Source organism: Burkholderia latens (assembly GCF_001718795.1).
GTDB lineage: Bacteria > Pseudomonadota > Gammaproteobacteria > Burkholderiales > Burkholderiaceae > Burkholderia > Burkholderia latens_A.
On sequence record NZ_CP013435.1, the window covers coordinates 1,620,391 to 1,636,882 of the forward strand.

The window sequence follows — 16,492 nt, forward strand, 5'->3', positions numbered from 1 at the left end:
ATCGCGCGGCCGGACTCAGCGCGGGCTGCTCCAGCCCTTGTAGCTCTTCACGTTCTCGCGCGTGACGAGCGTCGGCTCGATCAGGATCATCGGATTGGCCGGTTTCTGCCCGTTCATGATTCCGTAGCCGACGTTGACGGCCTGCTGCGCCATCGCCCACGGATCCTGGCTCGACGACGCCTGCACGAGCGTGTTGGACTTCAGCGCCACCTCGATGTCGGGCGCGCCGTCGACCGACGTGATCACGATGTTCGGGCGATTCAGCTGTTTCGCCGCGAGATCGCTGCCGATCGCCTGCGGGTCGTTGATCGTGAACACGCCATCGAGCTTTGGAAAGCGCGTCAGATAACCTTGCATCGCGTTCATCCCGCCTTCGCGCGAGCCCTTGCCGTCCTGGTCGCTCGACAACAGCTTGATGCCCGGGTTCTTCGCAAGCACGGTCTTGCAACCGTTCACGCGGTCGATCACGGCCGACACCTGCGGGCCGTTCTCGATGATCACGTTGCCCTTGCCGTTGAGCTTCTTCGCGAGGTAATCGCATGCGAGTTCGCCGGCCTTCACGTTGTTGGTCTGCACGGTCGCGTTCGCGCCGGCGGCCGCGACGTCCACCGCGACGACCGTGATGCCGGCTGCCTGCGCCTTCTTCACCGCCGGTTCGATCGCCTTCGGATCGGTCGCGTTCAACAGGATCATGTCGACGTGCGCGGAGATGAAGTTGTCGATCTGCGTGAACTGCTTGTTCAGATCGTAGTCGGCCGACACCGCGGTGACTTTCGCATTCGGATTGAGCTGTTTCGCACGCGCTTCGGCGCCCTTGACGATCGTGACGAAGTACGGGTTGCCGAGCGAGCCGACCGTGACGCCGATCGATTTCAGCGGCTTGTCGGCGGCATGGGCGGCGGCGGCGCCGAATGCGAGTGCGCAGGCGACGGCGGTCAGGGCGGCTTTGTTCTTCAACATGTCGTTGTGTCTCCGGATGGTCCGTTGGCGGATGGGCGCAGGAGGACCTGACTGCGCCTCGATGGTTGAACGTCGGGCGGTACGGCGCAAGTCCGCGTCAGGTACGGGCCGAGTCGCGCTGCCGGTAGCGGTCGAGCGCGACCGCGCCGATGATTACGAGCCCCTTGATGATGTATTGCCAGATGTCGGATACGCCGAGCAGCACGAGGCCGTTGGTCAGCACCGCGATGATCAGCGCGCCGATCAGCGTGCCGACGATCGAGCCGACACCGCCGACGAAGCTCGTGCCGCCGAGAATCACCGCGGCGATCGCGTCGAGTTCGTACGACTGGCCGAGCTGCAGCCCGTTGGCCGCATAGAGGCGCGCGGCCGACATCACCGCGCCGAGGCCGGCAAGCAGGCCGGATGCCGCATAGACGAACAGCTGAATCGCACGCACGTTGATGCCGGACAGCCGCGCGGCCTCCGGGTTGCCGCCGACCGAATAGATGCGCATCCCTAGCACCGTGCGGCGCAGGATGAACCACGACAGCGCGATCACCCCGACCGCGATGATGACGAGCCACGGCACGCCGAGCACCGAGCCGTTGCCGATGAACGCGAACGGCAGTTGAGGGTTGAAGACGGTGGTGTCGTTGCCGATCAGGCGGGCGACGCCGCGCACGGCGGTCATCGCGCCGAGCGTCACGATGAACGGCGGCAGGCGCAGGAACGAGATCAGGCCGCCGTTGATCGCGCCGAACACGAGACCGACGGCGAGCGCGATCGGCACGCCGAGCCAGCCCCAGCCGGGGATGGTCGATGCGATCAGCGCGGCGACGGCCGATGCGGCGAGCACCGAGCCGACCGACAGGTCGATGCCGCCCGTCAGGATCACGAACGTCATGCCCGCAGCCAGCACGATGTTGATCGATGCCTGCTGCGTGACGATCGACAGATTCTGCAGCGTGAAGAAGCCGTCGGTCAGAAAGCCGAAGCCGATGCAGAGGACCAGCAGCACCGGCAGCATGCCGGCGGTGCGCATCAGCGACTGCATGCGCGCGCGATGATCGGCGCCGCGCATCAGCGGCGTGCGGTTGGCGACCGGATGGGCCGTCGCGGAAGCGAGGTTCCGCTGCTTGGTCGGGTTGATCATTTCGGTACCTTGAATGAAGAGGGAAATGAAGGGGCCGTGGTCAGTGCGCGTCGGCGAGTTCGGCCTGTGAGCCGGTCGCGAGCGCGATGATCGCTTCCTGCGTGATCGGGGTATGCGTGTGGCCGCCAAGTTCGCCCGCGATCTCGCCTTCGCGCATCACGAGCACGCGGTCGGCGACGCCGATGATCTCCGGCAATTCGCTGGAGATCACGATCACGCCGACGCCCGCGCGGGCCAGTTCGTTGATGATCCGGTAGATCTCGGATTTCGCGCCGATATCGACGCCGCGTGTCGGTTCATCGAGGATCAGCACGCGCGGCTTCGTTTCGAGCAGGCGCGACAGCAGCACTTTCTGCTGGTTGCCGCCCGACAGCGCACCGACGTTTACGTTCGCGTTCGGCACGCGAATCGACAGCGATGCGATCGCGTCGCGCGCGCGTTCGGCGCCGCGAGCGAGATCGAGCGCACCGAGCCGTGCGTCGCGATTGCACACGGAGATGTTGATGTTGTCGCGCACGCTCATGTCGAGGAACAGGCCCTGGCGCTTGCGATCTTCCGTCAGGTAGACGAGGCCCGCGTCGATTGCGTCGCGCGGCGAGTGCGCGCCGAACGTGCGGTCGCCGAGCTTCACGTCGCCGCGCGTGCGCGGCTCCGCGCCGAAAATCAGCCGCGCGAGCTCGGTGCGGCCCGCGCCGACGAGTCCGGCGATGCCGAGCACTTCGCCGGCATGCAGGTCGAGGCTGCAGCCGCGCACGCGGTCGCCGTCGGCGATGTCGCGCACCGACAGCAGCAGATGGCCGGGGTCGTAAGGCGCGTGTTCCTTCTTGTAGAAGCCGGAGATGTCGCGGCCGACCATCATCGCGACGAGCCGCTCGGCCGACAGCGATGCGCGTTCGAGCGTGCCGACGTATGACCCGTCGCGCAGCACCGACACGCGGTCGGACAGTTCGTAGATCTCCGCCATCCGGTGGCTGATGTAGATGATCGCGAGGCCTTCCTCGCGCAGCTGGCGGATCAGGCCGAACAGGTGCTCGGTTTCGCGCGACGACAGCGGCGTCGTCGGTTCGTCCATCACGAGGATGCGTGCGCGGGTATGCACGGCGCGCGCGATCTCGACGAGTTGCTGTTCGGCGATCGACAGCGTGCCGACAAGTGTGTCGGGCCCGAACGGCGCGCCGAGACGCGCGAGCACGTCCTGGCAGCCGCGCGCCATTGCCGCGCGGTCGATGGTGCCCCAGCGCCGGTTGCCGCGCCGCAGTTCGCGGCCGACGTAGATGTTTTCGGCGACGGTCAGGTTCGGCGCCAGGCACAGTTCCTGGTAGATCACGGCGACCCCGGCATCGCGTGCGGCGAGCGGGCCGTCGACGTCGATGCGCGCGCCGTCGATCAGGATTTCGCCGCCGGCGTCAGCCTGGTACGCACCCGACAGGATCTTCATCAGCGTCGACTTGCCGGCGCCGTTTTCGCCCATCAGAGAATGGATCTCGCCCGGATAGACGGTCAGGCTGACGTTGTCGAGCGCGCGCACGGCCGGGAACGTCTTGCTGATCCCGCGCATCTCGAGCAGCGGGCGGGGCGACTCAGAACGCGACATGGTGGACCTCCTGCAAATCGGTGCGGGCGCCCTTGAGGATGCCGGCCCGCGGGGAGAAATTGAAATACATGGGCAGCGTCGCGGCGCCGATTGCGCCGGCGTCGGCGCCGAACGTGCCGCGCACGAGCGTCGGTGTGCCGCGTGCTTCCGGTGCGGTCGCGACCAGCGCCGCGCGCAGGCGCGTCGTGACCGCATCGAGGAGGCCGGCATCGGTATCGGCGTCGAGCACGACCACCGGCGCATCGACGACGCACAACACCGCACGCAATGCCGGCGCGAGCGCGTCGACGCAGTCGTCGATCCATTCGTCGACTGCCGGCAGGCCGCGGGCGATGCATGTCTCGAGGTCGGCGCGGTTCTCGACCGTCTCGCCGTGATGGCGCAGGTGACGCACGAGCGCATGCAGCGACGCGCGGGCGAGCAGGATGTCCCACGGGCCGCGCGGCGGCGGCGCGGACGCCAGCCGGCTCGGCGGCACGGGAATCACGGCGATGTCGCCGGCATTGCCGGTCACGCCGCGCAGGCAGTCGCCGTCGATTGCGATGCCGCCACCGATCGCCGGGCCGATGAACAGGTACACGAAGTCATCGCACTGCCGGCCGTAACCGTAGAACAGTTCGGCGATCGCGGCCGCGTTGCCGTCGTTTTCACCGAACACCGGCAGCGACACCGTGCGGCCGAGGTCGCTCGCGAAGTCGACGTCCTCCCACGCACGGAACGTGTCGGGCGCGAGGCCGAGCTCGCGCATCCATGCGCCGAGGTTGTACGGCTGCGCGACGCCGACGCCCGTCAAGCGCGCTCGCTCGTGCGCCGGAAGCAGATCCTGCATCGCGTCGATGTCGCGCCGGACGATGTCGAGCACATCGGCGGGCGAAGGGAGCAGCGTGTCGTGCGAGCGGCGGCCGAGCACGTCGCCCGCGAAATTGACAAGCGCCGTTTCGATGCGCATCCGGTCGAGATGGACGCCGATACCGAATGCGCCACGCGGATCGAGGCGGATCAGCGACGCCGGCTGGCCGCGCTGGCCTTCGGTACGCCCGGCGAATTCGATGAGCTTCGCGTCGGCGAGCGACGCGATGATGCTGCCGACTGCCGTGCCCGTCATGTTCGCGAGCCGGGCGAGATCGGCCTTCGACGCGCTGCCCGCACGGCGCAGCGTTTTCAGCAGCAGGCGCTCGTTGTAACGGCGCACGTTGGCCGAGTTGCTGCCCTGGCCGATGTGCGGGCTTCGCATGGCGTCTCCTTCCATGGTGCGCCATATGGCGGCGCATTAAATAAATCACGTTGATTTATTTAACCGTGTGAGCGACGGCGTGTCAGCCTAGGGAAATCCCGGTGGCGCGGCGAGAGCGAGGATGGCGGCGTGCCGGACGGGCAGCGGGTGCGGGTTCCGGGCCCGAATGACGAGCAGCCGTGGGAGCGCGGCCGGGGCGGCGAGGCCGGTCGGTTCGTGTGGGGAGAGCGTCGCGCAGCGTCGGTGGCGCGATGCGGGGCTGGAAATGAAAAAAGGCCGGCTAAGAAGCCGGCCTTTTTAAAAACAGATGGTGCCCAGGAGAGGACTCGAACCTCCACGGTGTTGCCACCGCTAGGACCTGAACCTAGTGCGTCTACCAATTCCGCCACCTGGGCACGTTTCGCTTGCTGCGATGCGAAGACCGCTATTTTAGCGCGTCTAAAGGTTGTGTCAATACAATTCGACGTCTTGGGGCGCAAATATTTTGCGGCTTGTTTGCTCGGCGTGAGGAGGTGCGACGAGGGAGGCAGGTGTTCGCCGAACGGAGCGGGTGGTGTCGCGTGGGTGCGCGCGCGATTGGGCGCCGGAAAATGAAAAAAGGCCGGCTAAAAAGCCAACCTTTTTAAAACAGATGGTGCCCAGGAGAGGACTCGGTCACGCAAGCGCGACCCCGGCTGCGCTTGCAAGCGCAGCCCTTCGAGTCCTCGCGCAAAGCGCGCAGGCGCTTTGCTTCCTGGGCTCGAAATGAAAAAAGGCCGGCTAAAAAGCCGACCTTTTTAAAAACAGATGGTGCCCAGGAGAGGACTCGAACCTCCACGGTGTTGCCACCGCTAGGACCTGAACCTAGTGCGTCTACCAATTCCGCCACCTGGGCACGTTTTGCAGTACCTGCTTGCTGCAAAGAAACGAAATTATAGCGTTACTGGAGACGCTGTCAACACAATTCGATCGATGGCGATAAAAATATCGGATGCTGCGTATCGAGCCCTCATGCGCCAAGCGGCTCTGCCCGTTTGGCCGTGAAATTCCATCGCAGCGCATCGCTTGTGTCGACGCGGGCGGGCAGCAAGCCGGCCGCGAGAAACGTATCGGCGATCTTCTGCTGTTCGCCGAAGTTCTGCGCGGCAACCGCGCGGACCACATAGCTGCGGCGCGCATTCGCACGCTCGATCGTGCGGGCATCCAGTCCCCAGATCGGCGCCAGCGTATTGGCGGCTTCCTGCTGATGATCGTGCAGCCACGCACCGGCCTGCGACAACCGATCGAATACGATCTGGATGGCGTCGGGACGCGCGGCCGCAAAACTGCTCGACGCGAGGTAATAGCGCTGGTACGACGCGAGACCGTCGCCGTCGGCCAGAATCCGCACATCGGGATTCGCTTCGACCGAAGCGACGTACGGATCCCACGTGCTCCACGCATCGACGCTGCCGCGCTCGAATGCCGCGCGACCGTCCGCCGGTGTCAAGTAGTGGACCGCTGTGTCGCGCACCGCGAGGTTCGCGCGTGCGAGCGCGGCAAGCAGCAGGTAGTGGCTGCCGGCGGCCTTCGTGACCGCGATTCGCTTGCCTTTGAGATCGGCAAGCGTGCGGATGCTGCTGTCCTGCTTCACGACGATGGCCTGCGCCTTTGGCGACGGCGCTTCCTGCGCGACATATACGAACCGGGCGTGCGCGGCCTGCGCGAATACCGGCACCGTGTCGGCCACGTCCGCGCTGAAATCGACCGCGCCGATGTTGAGTGCTTCGGTCAGCGGCAGGCCGCTCGCGAATTCATGCCACGATACGCGCAGGCCGAGCGGCGCGAGCGACTGCTCCAGCGTGCCGCGCGACTTGAGTAGCGTAATGAGCGTCGACGATTTCTGGTATCCGATGCGTAACGTCGTGGCTGCTTTCTCCGCGTGCGCTCGCATGCCGATGGCGCTCAGGCCGGCGGCCAGCATCGCGCGAGTGAATGCGCGGCGGTTCATCAACGTCATGGATGCTCTTCCTCGTTGGGTTCATTGAAAGCGACGCGGCTAACGTACCAACGGGGGGGCAATCGATAAGCGATTAATTCTGCTATCGATCGGAGCGGTGGGCATAAGACGCGGCACGCATGACTCATGCAGTGCCGAAAATGAAAAAAGGCCGGCTAAGAGGCCGACCTTTTTAAAAACAGATGGTGCCCAGGAGAGGACTCGGTCACGCAAGCGCGACCCCGGCTGCGCTTGCAAGCGCAGCCTTTCGAGTCCTCGCGCAAAGCGCGCAGGCGCTTTGCTTCCTGGGCTCGAAATGAAAAAAGGCCGGCTAAGAAGCCGACCTTTTTAAAAACAGATGGTGCCCAGGAGAGGACTCGAACCTCCACGGTGTTGCCACCGCTAGGACCTGAACCTAGTGCGTCTACCAATTCCGCCACCTGGGCACGTTTTGCAGTAGCTGCTTCCTGCAAAGAAGTGAGATTATAGCGCCCCAATTATTCGTGTCAACACTTTTTTGCGATATGCCGCAAACCCGACGCAGCCGCGCGTGCCCGCGGCGTTCGCGTCATTTTGCTGCGCAAGGCGGGTGATAGAATGGTTCGCCGCCGTCACTATAGAACTGTCTGACGGACACTTCTATGTTGATGCCGTGCACCATCAGTCAACGCAACGAGAACAATCATCGACAAACCCTTGAGCAAATATCCGTACCCCATTCCGAGCCGTGAAGAAATTCTCGGCGTGCTGCGTACGAGCGACGCGCCGCTGGCCGCCAACGACATCGCCGAGGCGCTGTCGATCAAACGCCAGGAGCGCGAAGGGTTCTTCCGGCGTGTCGCCGCGATGGAACGCGACGGACAGATCCGCCTCGACAAGCGCGGCCACTACCAGCTTACCCACCCGTCGAATTTCGTTGCCGGTCGCGTGCAGGGCCATCGCGACGGCTACGGGTTCGTGATCCGCGATGACGGTCAGGACGACCTGTTCTTGCCGAACGGCGAAATGCAGAAGGTGATGCACAACGATCGCGTGCTCGCGCGGATCGTCGGCTACGATCGCCGCGGCCGGCCCGAAGGCCATGTCGTCGAAGTCACCGAGCGCGCGAACAAGCGCGTGATCGGCCGTCTGCTCAATGAGAACGGCGCGCTGATCGTCGCCCCTGAAGACAAGCGCATCGGCCACGACATCCTGATCACGCAGAACGTGAAGAAGGCGAAGGTCGGGCAGGTCGTCGTCGTCGAACTGACCGACTTCCCGAGCCGCCATTCGCAACCGCTCGGCCGCGTCGTCGAAGTGCTCGGCGACATCGACGATCCGGGCATGGAAATCGAGATCGCGGTGCGCAAGTACGGCGTGCCGCACGAATTCAGTCAGCCGGCGCTCGACGAGGCCGCCGCGCTGCCGGACAAGGTGCGCCCGGCGGATCTGCGCTTCCGCGTGGACCTCCGCGACGTGCCGCTCGTGACGATCGACGGCGAGGATGCGCGTGACTTCGACGATGCCGTCTATTGCGAGCCGACCAAGGTCGGTCGCGGCGACGGCTTCCGCCTGATCGTCGCGATCGCAGACGTGTCGCACTACGTGCAACCGGGCAGCGGCCTCGATGCCGACGCGCTCGAGCGCAGCACGTCGGTGTATTTCCCGCGCCGCGTGATCCCGATGTTGCCTGAGAAGCTGTCCAACGGGCTGTGCTCGCTGAACCCGCAGGTCGACCGTTGCGTGCTCGCGTGTGACATGGTGATTACCGCACGCGGCGAGATCAAGGCGTACCAGTTCTATCCCGCGGTGATCCATTCGGCCGCGCGTCTGACGTACACCGAAGTCGCCGCCGTGCTGTCGAACACCAAGGGGCCGGAGGCCGCGCGCCGCGCCGAGCTGCTGCCGCACTTGCAGGACCTGTATGGCGTCTACAAGGCGCTGTTCGCCGCGCGCCAGAAGCGCGGCGCGATCGACTTCGACACGACCGAGACCTACATCGTCTGCAACTCGCAGGGCAAGATCGAGCAGATCGTCCCGCGCCAGCGCAACGACGCGCACAAGCTGATCGAGGAATGCATGCTGGCGGCGAACGTCTGCGCGGCCGACTTCCTGAAGCGTCACAAGCACCCGGGCCTGTATCGCGTGCACGCCGGTCCGACGCCGGAGAAGCTCGAGAACCTGCGTGCGTTCCTGCGCGGCATGGGCCTGTCGCTTGGCGGCGGCGACAAGCCGCACGCGAGCGACTACGCGGCGCTGATGGCGCAAATCCGCGACCGTCCCGACGCGCAAATGCTGCAGCCGATGCTGCTGCGCTCGATGCAGCAGGCTGTCTACAGCCCGGACAACATCGGCCACTTCGGTCTCGCGTACGAGGCGTACGCGCACTTCACGAGCCCGATCCGCCGCTATCCCGACCTGCTCACGCATCGCGCGATCTACGCGATCCTGTCGGGCAAGAAGTACACGCCGAAGGCGCCGGACGGCTTCGAGCTGAACACCGCGCTGTCGCCGCGCGCCCGCGCGATGCAGCAGGCCGACGACGAAACGCGCGGCCGTTCGCGTTCGAACACCGCGATCTGGGAAGAACTCGGCCTGCATTGCTCGGCGAACGAGCGGCGTGCCGACGAAGCGTCGCGCGACGTCGAGGCGTGGCTCAAGTGCTACTTCATGCGCGACAAGCTCGGCGAGGAGTACGGCGGGATGGTGAACGGCGTCACGTCGTTCGGGATCTTCGTGCAGCTCGATACGCTGTTCATCGAAGGGCTCGTGCACGTGACGGAACTCGGCTCCGACTACTTCCAGTACGACGAAATCAAGAACGAGCTGCGCGGCGAACGCACGGGCATCCGCTATCGTCTGTCCGATCGTGTGCGCGTGCAGGTAAGCCGCGTCGATCTCGACGCACGCAAGATCGACTTCCGGCTCGTGCGCGACACGCCGGTGAAGGCGCCGCGCCCCGCGCCGGCGCCGGCTGTTGCCGGTAACGGCACGGGCAGCGAGCGCGGCGGCCCGCGCGTGCGCTCGCTGCCGCCGGCGGACGAAGCCGCGCCGCGCCGCAAGAAAGCGGCCAGCGCGCCGACCGCCGCGGTGAAGGAAGCGCGTGCCGCACGCGCGGCAAAGAAAAAGGGCGGTGCGGCGGCCAAGACCGCCGCGAAGAAGGCGCACGCCCGCAAGAAGTATTGAGCGTATGGGCGGCGCATGCGCACGCCCGTTGCAGTATCGACAGCCGCCGCGTTCTACCGGTCACCGCCGGCAACGCGGCGCTTTCCTTTTCCATGGATCGCGGCCGCGCGCATCGCGCGGCCGCACGTTTGATCGAAGGTTGTTCCAGTCATGTCACGTCTGAAGGTTCTTTACGGTTTTCATGCGGTGACCGCACGTTTGCGGCACGACGCGTCGACGGTCGCGGAGGTGCTGTACGACCAGACGCGCCGCGACCGCCGCATGCAGGAGTTCCTGCACGCCGCGAAGGAAGCGGGCGTGCGGCTGATCGCGGCCGACGAAACGCGCCTGTGGGGCCTCGCGCACACCGAGCGCCACCAGGGCGTCGTCGCGCGTGTCGAGGATGTCCCGCTCGCTCAGAATCTGTCGGAACTGCTCGACGGCATCCAAGGTCCGGCGCTGCTGCTGGTGCTCGACGGCGTCACCGATCCGCACAATCTCGGCGCGTGCCTGCGAGTCGCCGATGCGGCCGGCGCGCATGCGGTGATCGCCCCGCGCGACCGCGCGGTGGGCCTGAACGCAACCGCGGCGAAGGTTGCGAGCGGCGCGGCCGACACGGTGCCGTACATTACGGTCACGAACCTTGCCCGCGCGCTGCGCGAACTGAAGGACGCCGGCGTGTGGATCATCGGCACGTCGGACGAGGCGTCGGGGACGCTATACGACACGAAGCTCGACGGCCCGGTCGCCATCGTGATGGGCGCAGAAGGCGAGGGCATGCGCCGGCTCACGCGCGACACGTGCGACGACGTGATGAGCATCCCGATGGCCGGCAGCGTCGAAAGCCTGAACGTGTCGGTCGCGAGCGGCGTATGCCTGTACGAAGCGGTGCGCCAGCGGCGCGCGAAGGGCTGACAGGCCGGCCGCTACGCAGGCCTGCAGGTGCGGCTGCACGCGGCGCGTGCGCCGCAACGACCGAACGACGCGTGCCGCGATCGCGCGCGGCCCGCGGCTCATCCAGCGCGCGAACCATGACCCTGTTTCGCCTCGGCGCAGCGTGCGCCGTCCTCGGCCTGCTGGCCGCCTGTACGTCGCCGTCGCTCGTCGGGCGCGGCACCTACTACGCCGATACGAGCCTGCATGCGCGCGGTGCGGATTCGCGGGTCCGCTTCCTCGTGATGCACTACACCGAAAGCGACGAAGCGAATTCGCTGCGCACGCTGACCGGCGACTCGGTCAGCGTGCATTACGTCGTGCCGCCGCAACCGCGCATCGAACACGGGATGCCTGTCGTCTACCAGCTCGTTCCCGAATCGGAGCGTGCGTGGCATGCGGGCATCAGCGAATGGCAGGGCACGACGGAACTCAATGCGGCGTCGATCGGCATCGAGAATGTGAACCGCGGCCCGCTCGATGCGCAAAACCTTACGTGGCAGCCGTATCCGCCCGCCCAGGTCGATGCGCTGATCCGGCTGTCGAAGGACATCGTCGCGCGCTATCGCATTCCGCCGACGCGCGTGGTCGGCCACAGCGACATCGCGCCGCAACGAAAGATCGATCCCGGTCCGCTGTTCCCGTGGCATGCGCTCGCGCAGGCGGGCGTGGGCGCGTGGCCGGACGACGCGACCGTGACCGCGCGGCTCGCCGGCCGCGATCCGCGCGCGCTCGTCGACGTACGCGGGTTGCAGCAGAAGCTCGCGCGTTACGGCTACGACGTACCGATCGATGGCGTGCTCGACGCGCGCACACGGCGTGTGTTCGCCGCGTTTCAGATGCATTTCCGGCCGTCCGACTATGCCGGCAATCCGGACGCCGAGACCGACGCGATCGCGCAGGCGCTACTCGACAAGTACTTCCCCGAAACGCCGGCAGCTGGCACGGCATCCGCCGTCGGCGCGCCGTAACCGCCGCGGCGATCGCTGCCGGCAGCGCCGCCTAAAAAGCCCGGGCCGTCTTCGGAGTCCGGTAAACTGGCGGTTTTCCGCAATCCTGCTGTATTCCCACCTCTCATGACTCAAGACGAACTCAAACGCCTGGTCGGCCAGGCGGCCGCCGATTATGTGATCCAGAACGTGCCGGAAGGCGCGGTAATCGGCGTCGGCACAGGCTCGACCGCCAACTGCTTCATCGACGCGCTCGCCGCCGTCAAGTCGCGCTATCGCGGCGCAGTGTCGAGCTCGGTCGCGACAACCGAGCGCCTGAAATCGCACGGCATCAAGGTGTTCGATCTGAACGAGGTCGACTCGCTGCAGGTGTATGTCGACGGCGCGGACGAGATCGACGCGAGCGGCGCGATGATCAAGGGCGGCGGCGGTGCGTTGACGCGCGAGAAGATCGTCGCGTCGGTGGCCGACACGTTCGTCTGCATCGCGGACGGCAGCAAGCGCGTGCCCGTGCTCGGCGCGTTCCCGTTGCCGATCGAGGTCGTCCCGATGGCGCGTACAGCGATCGGTCGACGCGTGGCGGCGCTCGGCGGCGTGCCGGTGCTTCGCGTGACGAAGGACGGCGCGCCCTACATCACCGACAACGGCAACGAGATCATCGACGTGAAGGGGCTGCAGATTACCGATCCGCGCGGTTTCGAGGCGCAGGTGAATGCGTGGCCGGGCGTCGTGACGGTTGGCCTGTTCGCCGAGCGCGGCGCGAATCTGTGCCTGCTCGGCACCGCAAACGGCGTCGAGACGATCGTTTATCCCGGTTAATCAAAACTGAATGAGAAGCAGTCCGTAATGGCGTCAGGATGCCGTAATGGACTGCATGTTTAAATTTTGTCGAAATCCCGGCCCGGCAAGCGCAGCGCGCTTCCCGGGCTTTTTTTGAAGTCGTATAAATCACCCCGTTTAAAAGAGGGATAACCCTGTCAGGTGTTTACCAGATAGCGAAATATCCCCGAACTCATCAACTTATAGATCATAAGAACAGTCGTAACCAGGGCCGGCGGAACTGCGGAGCAGTTGTTCGCAAATCGACGCACGGGGAGGTGTCATGGAGCAGGGCAAAGACCGGTCACTGGTCGCCAAAGTGATGGATGGGCTTGTTACGGGTATCGTCGAGGACAAGTACGGCGGCATTCTGCCGCCGCAGGACGTGCTGTCGAAAGAGTTCGACGTGAGCCGCACCGTGATGCGTGAAGCATTGTCGATGTTGCTTGCGCGCGACATGCTCGACGTGCGTCCGAAAGTCGGGACGCGCGTTCGGCCGATGCGCGACTGGCGCATGATCGATGAGGACGTCGTGAGCTGGCGGTTTCGTGCGAAACCCGATCCGCAATTCATGCGCGACGTCATCGAATTCCGGATGCTGATCGAACCGCGTGCGACCGCGCAGGCGGCGGTTCGTGCGACGGCCGTCGACATCGCCGGTATTCGCGAGGCGTTCGATGCGTTCAAGGTGTTGCAACCGGGCGACCCCGGCTACGACACGGCCGACGAACTGTTGCACACGCGTATCGTGCAGGCGAGCGGCAACCAGTTTTTCCAGCAGATGGCGGCGATCGTGCGCGGTGCGGTCCGGCTCGTGAATCCGCGCGTCGTGCAGAAGGAAGGCGCGCACGAAACCGCCGTCAATGCACACGCGCGCGTCGTCGACGCGATCGAGCGGCGCGATCCGCGCGAGGCCGAAGCGGCGTCGCTCGCGCTGATCGATTTCAGTGCGGACGAGATCTCGCGCGATTTCTCCGTCGACGTACCCGTGCGCGCCTGAATCCGAATGCGTCGTTGATTCACAAGCCGGCGAGCCGTTTATCATGACGGCCGGCCGGCAGCGTGCCGGCCACCGCCATACGACCGACACGGAAGATCCGGATGAACGACTTCGACAACCGCCCGGTGCGCTTCGGCATCGTCGGCGCAGGCAGCATCGCACGGCGTTTCGCGCAGAGCCTCGCGCACGTGCCGGGTGCCGTGCTGGCCGGCGTGTGGGCACGCCGCGCGGACGCGGCCACCGCATTCTGCGCCGCGTGCGGCGGCACGCCCGCCGCGACGCTCGACGCACTGCTCGCGACCGATATCGACGCAGTCTATATTGCGACGCTCCACGACAGTCATGCGCACTACGCGCAGGCCGCGCTGGCCGCCGGCAAGGCCGTGCTGTGCGAAAAACCCGCGACGCTCAACGCGACGCAACTCGACGCGGTGCTGAACGCGGCGCGCGCGTCCGGCCGGCTGTTCATGGAGGCGATGAAGCCGCCGTTCTTTCCGCTGTACCGTCAACTGCGCGCGCGTCTCGATGACGATCCGATCGGCGAGATCCGGCTCGTGCGCGCGGGTTGTGCGTCATCGTCGGTGCCCGACGACCATTCGGTGTATCGGCTCGACCGCGCCGGCGGCGCGCTGCTGGACATCGGGATCTACGAAGCGTTTCTCGCGGTCGACTGGCTCGGCGCCGCGCTCGACGTGCAGACGCTCGGTCGTGTCGGCGCGACGGGTGTCGACGTATTCGCCAGCCTGAACAGCCGTCACGCGAATGGCGGCATCGCACAGCTCTTTTGCGGGCTTGACGTGATGGGACGCGGCGACGCGCTGATCGCCGCAGCGGGCGGTCACGTGACGATTCACGAGAAGTGGTGGAACCCGGCACGCGCGACGATCCGCTATGCGGACGGGCGCACCGTCGAATTCGATGTGCCGGCCGAAGGCGGCGGCCTCAACTACGAGATCGCGCATTTCTGCGACCTGCTGCGCGCGGGCGAACTCGAGAGTCCGATCATGACGCACGATCATTCACGACGGATGATCGCGATGACCGATGCGGCGCGCGCGGCGCTCGGCGTACGTTACTCGGGAGAGTAAGCGCGGAAACGAAGGCGGCGGCCGGGCGCGCCGCGGCCCGGCCACGGATGCAACCGCGTGCTCAATGACGCGCCGGCAGCGACAGGCGCTTTTCGTACCAGCGCTGGATCCATTCGAGGATCTGGCACAGCACCCAGTAAATGGCCGCGGCGGCAAGGTACAGCGGCAGCGGCTGGTAGGTCGCCGCGATCACTTCCTGCGCGCTGCGCAGCAGCTCGGTCACGGTGATCACCGAGACGAGCGACGCGTCCTTGATCAGGCTGATCAGGCTGTTCGACAGGCTCGGCACCGCGATGCGCAATGCCTGCGGGCCGATCACGTAGCGCAGCGTCTGCGACCACGACAGCCCGAGGCTGTAGGCGGCCAGCCATTGGCCGCGCGCGATCCCGTTGATCGCGCCGCGCATGCTTTCGGACATGTATGCGGCGACGTTCGCCGACAGCGCGATCACGCCGGCCGGCGTCGGATCGAGCGAGATGCCGAGGCTCGGCAGCCCGTAATAGATGACGAAGATCTGCACGAGCAGCGGCGTGCCGCGCATCAGGCTCACGTACGCGCGCGCGAGCCACGCGAGCGCGCTGACCCAGATGCGTTCGAAACCCTCGAGCGTCTCGCCTTGCCGGATGCCCATCATCGCGAGCACGACGGCGCCGAGCAGGCCGAACACCATCGACAGCACGGCGAACTTGACGGTCAGTACGGCACCCTGGGCGAGCACCGGCAGCGATTGGACGAGCAGGGACGTTGTCGACATGGAATACGGATCGAATGCGTGCGCGAAAGCGCAATCATAAACCGGACCGATAAAACAAAGGGCGGCATCGTTGCAGATGCCGCCCTTTCCGGCCCGCCGTCGGGCGGGAAACAGAGGGGTGCTTACTTGATCGGCTTCGTCACGTCGATACCGAACCACTTGTCCGAAATCTTCGTGAACGTGCCGTCGGCCTCGAGTTGCGTCATCGCGTCGTCGATTGCCTTCTGGAACTTCGGATTGCCCTTCTTGAACGGGATGCCCGACGGATTCGCCGAGCCGACATTCGCGCCCGGACGCAGCGGCAGCTGCGAGTTCTTCGTCAGGTACGCGAGCATCAGGCGGTCGTTCAGCGCTGCGTCGAGACGGCCGGCCGCGAGGTCGCGCAGGTATTCGGGCGCGCCGGGGTACGTCTTTACGTCGATGCCGGGCACCGACTTCGCCATGTCCATGTAGTTCGTGCCGAGCGCGACGCCAAGCTTCTTGCCTTTCAGGTCTTCCAGCGACTTGAACTCGCGCGTGTCGTCCTTGCGCTGGATCAGCTGCGCCGACGAGTACGTGTACGCCGGCGAGAAGTCGAGCGTTTCCTTGCGCTTGTCGGTGATGCCGACCTGGTTGACGATCACGTCGAACTTGCCAGCCTGCAGCCCGGCGATGATCCCGCTCCATTCGGTCGTGACGAATTCGGGCTTCACACCGAGCTTCGCGGCGACAGCCTTGGCGATGTCGACGTCGAAGCCCACCAGTTCGCCTTGCGGATTCTTCGAGTTGAACGGCGGGAACGTGCCTTCGAGGCCGATGCGCAGCGTGCCGCGTTGCTTCACCTGGTCGAGCAGGTCGGCCGCATGCGCAGTGGCGGCGGCGAACGACGTGCCGATCAGGCCGGCGACGAGCAACTTCTTCAGCAGCGAGATTTTCATCGTGTGG

Annotated in this window: 13 protein-coding genes and 3 tRNA genes; 6 read left to right on the forward strand and 10 right to left on the reverse strand. The window is 65.8% G+C overall.

The annotated features are described in order from the left end of the window. Positions 1–15: 15 nt before the first annotated feature. The 8 genes from WK25_RS07615 to WK25_RS07650 all read right to left on the reverse strand — a co-directional run bounded on the left by WK25_RS07615 (position 16) and on the right by WK25_RS07650 (position 7,326). Positions 16–960, reverse strand: coding sequence for an ABC transporter substrate-binding protein (locus tag WK25_RS07615; protein ID WP_040144085.1), 945 nt, complete (start codon positions 958–960; stop codon positions 16–18). Positions 961–1,057: 97 nt separating this feature from the next. Beyond that, a complete protein-coding gene (locus WK25_RS07620; protein WP_069241350.1) occupies positions 1,058–2,095 on the reverse strand; it encodes an ABC transporter permease subunit in 1,038 nt (345 codons plus the stop codon). Positions 2,096–2,135: 40 nt separating this feature from the next. Then, positions 2,136–3,689: a sugar ABC transporter ATP-binding protein gene (locus WK25_RS07625; protein ID WP_069241351.1), complete on the reverse strand. Its 1,554-nt coding sequence runs from the start codon at positions 3,687–3,689 to the stop codon at positions 2,136–2,138. Then, positions 3,676–4,923, reverse strand: a complete 1,248-nt coding sequence (locus tag WK25_RS07630) for an ROK family protein (RefSeq protein WP_069241952.1) — start codon at positions 4,921–4,923, stop codon at positions 3,676–3,678. Before WK25_RS07630 ends, WK25_RS07625 begins: the two co-directional genes overlap by 14 nt. A gap of 308 nt (positions 4,924–5,231) precedes the next feature. Beyond that, positions 5,232–5,318 (reverse strand) — tRNA-Leu (locus tag WK25_RS07635). 392 nt (positions 5,319–5,710) lie between these two features. Beyond that, a tRNA-Leu gene (locus WK25_RS07640) sits at positions 5,711–5,797 on the reverse strand. Between the two features lie 114 nt (positions 5,798–5,911). Further along, complete coding sequence (locus WK25_RS07645) at positions 5,912–6,901, reverse strand: aliphatic sulfonate ABC transporter substrate-binding protein (RefSeq protein ID WP_069241352.1); 990 nt, start codon at positions 6,899–6,901, stop codon at positions 5,912–5,914. Positions 6,902–7,239: 338 nt separating this feature from the next. Beyond that, positions 7,240–7,326, reverse strand: a tRNA-Leu gene (locus WK25_RS07650). Between the two features lie 250 nt (positions 7,327–7,576). On the opposite strand from WK25_RS07650, the gene rnr reads away from it, so the two are divergent. From rnr to WK25_RS07680, 6 genes are all read left to right on the forward strand, one after another. Further along, complete coding sequence (gene rnr / locus WK25_RS07655; RefSeq protein WP_069241353.1) at positions 7,577–10,045, forward strand: ribonuclease R; 2,469 nt, start codon at positions 7,577–7,579, stop codon at positions 10,043–10,045. A gap of 150 nt (positions 10,046–10,195) precedes the next feature. After that, positions 10,196–10,939 carry a 23S rRNA (guanosine(2251)-2'-O)-methyltransferase RlmB gene (gene rlmB, locus WK25_RS07660; protein ID WP_040144090.1) on the forward strand — a complete coding sequence of 248 codons (744 nt, stop codon included), beginning with the start codon at positions 10,196–10,198 and terminating at the stop codon, positions 10,937–10,939. A 116-nt stretch (positions 10,940–11,055) separates the two neighbouring features. Beyond that, a complete protein-coding gene (locus tag WK25_RS07665; protein ID WP_069241354.1) occupies positions 11,056–11,928 on the forward strand; it encodes an N-acetylmuramoyl-L-alanine amidase in 873 nt (290 codons plus the stop codon). Between the two features lie 105 nt (positions 11,929–12,033). Then, positions 12,034–12,726: a ribose-5-phosphate isomerase RpiA gene (rpiA, locus tag WK25_RS07670; RefSeq protein WP_040144092.1), complete on the forward strand. Its 693-nt coding sequence runs from the start codon at positions 12,034–12,036 to the stop codon at positions 12,724–12,726. A 283-nt stretch (positions 12,727–13,009) separates the two neighbouring features. Further along, positions 13,010–13,726 (forward strand): FadR/GntR family transcriptional regulator, encoded by a 717-nt coding sequence (locus WK25_RS07675; RefSeq protein ID WP_040144093.1) that lies wholly within the window; start codon positions 13,010–13,012, stop codon positions 13,724–13,726. A gap of 101 nt (positions 13,727–13,827) precedes the next feature. Beyond that, entirely contained in the window at positions 13,828–14,814 is a 987-nt protein-coding gene (locus WK25_RS07680) for a Gfo/Idh/MocA family protein (protein ID WP_069241355.1), read from the forward strand. A 61-nt stretch (positions 14,815–14,875) separates the two neighbouring features. Here WK25_RS07680 and WK25_RS07685 read toward each other — a convergent pair whose 3' ends face one another. Both WK25_RS07685 and WK25_RS07690 read right to left on the reverse strand, forming a co-directional pair. After that, positions 14,876–15,568, reverse strand: a complete 693-nt coding sequence (locus WK25_RS07685) for an amino acid ABC transporter permease (protein WP_069241356.1) — start codon at positions 15,566–15,568, stop codon at positions 14,876–14,878. Between the two features lie 122 nt (positions 15,569–15,690). Further along, positions 15,691–16,485: a cystine ABC transporter substrate-binding protein gene (locus WK25_RS07690; RefSeq protein ID WP_040144096.1), complete on the reverse strand. Its 795-nt coding sequence runs from the start codon at positions 16,483–16,485 to the stop codon at positions 15,691–15,693. Positions 16,486–16,492 lie beyond the last annotated feature (7 nt).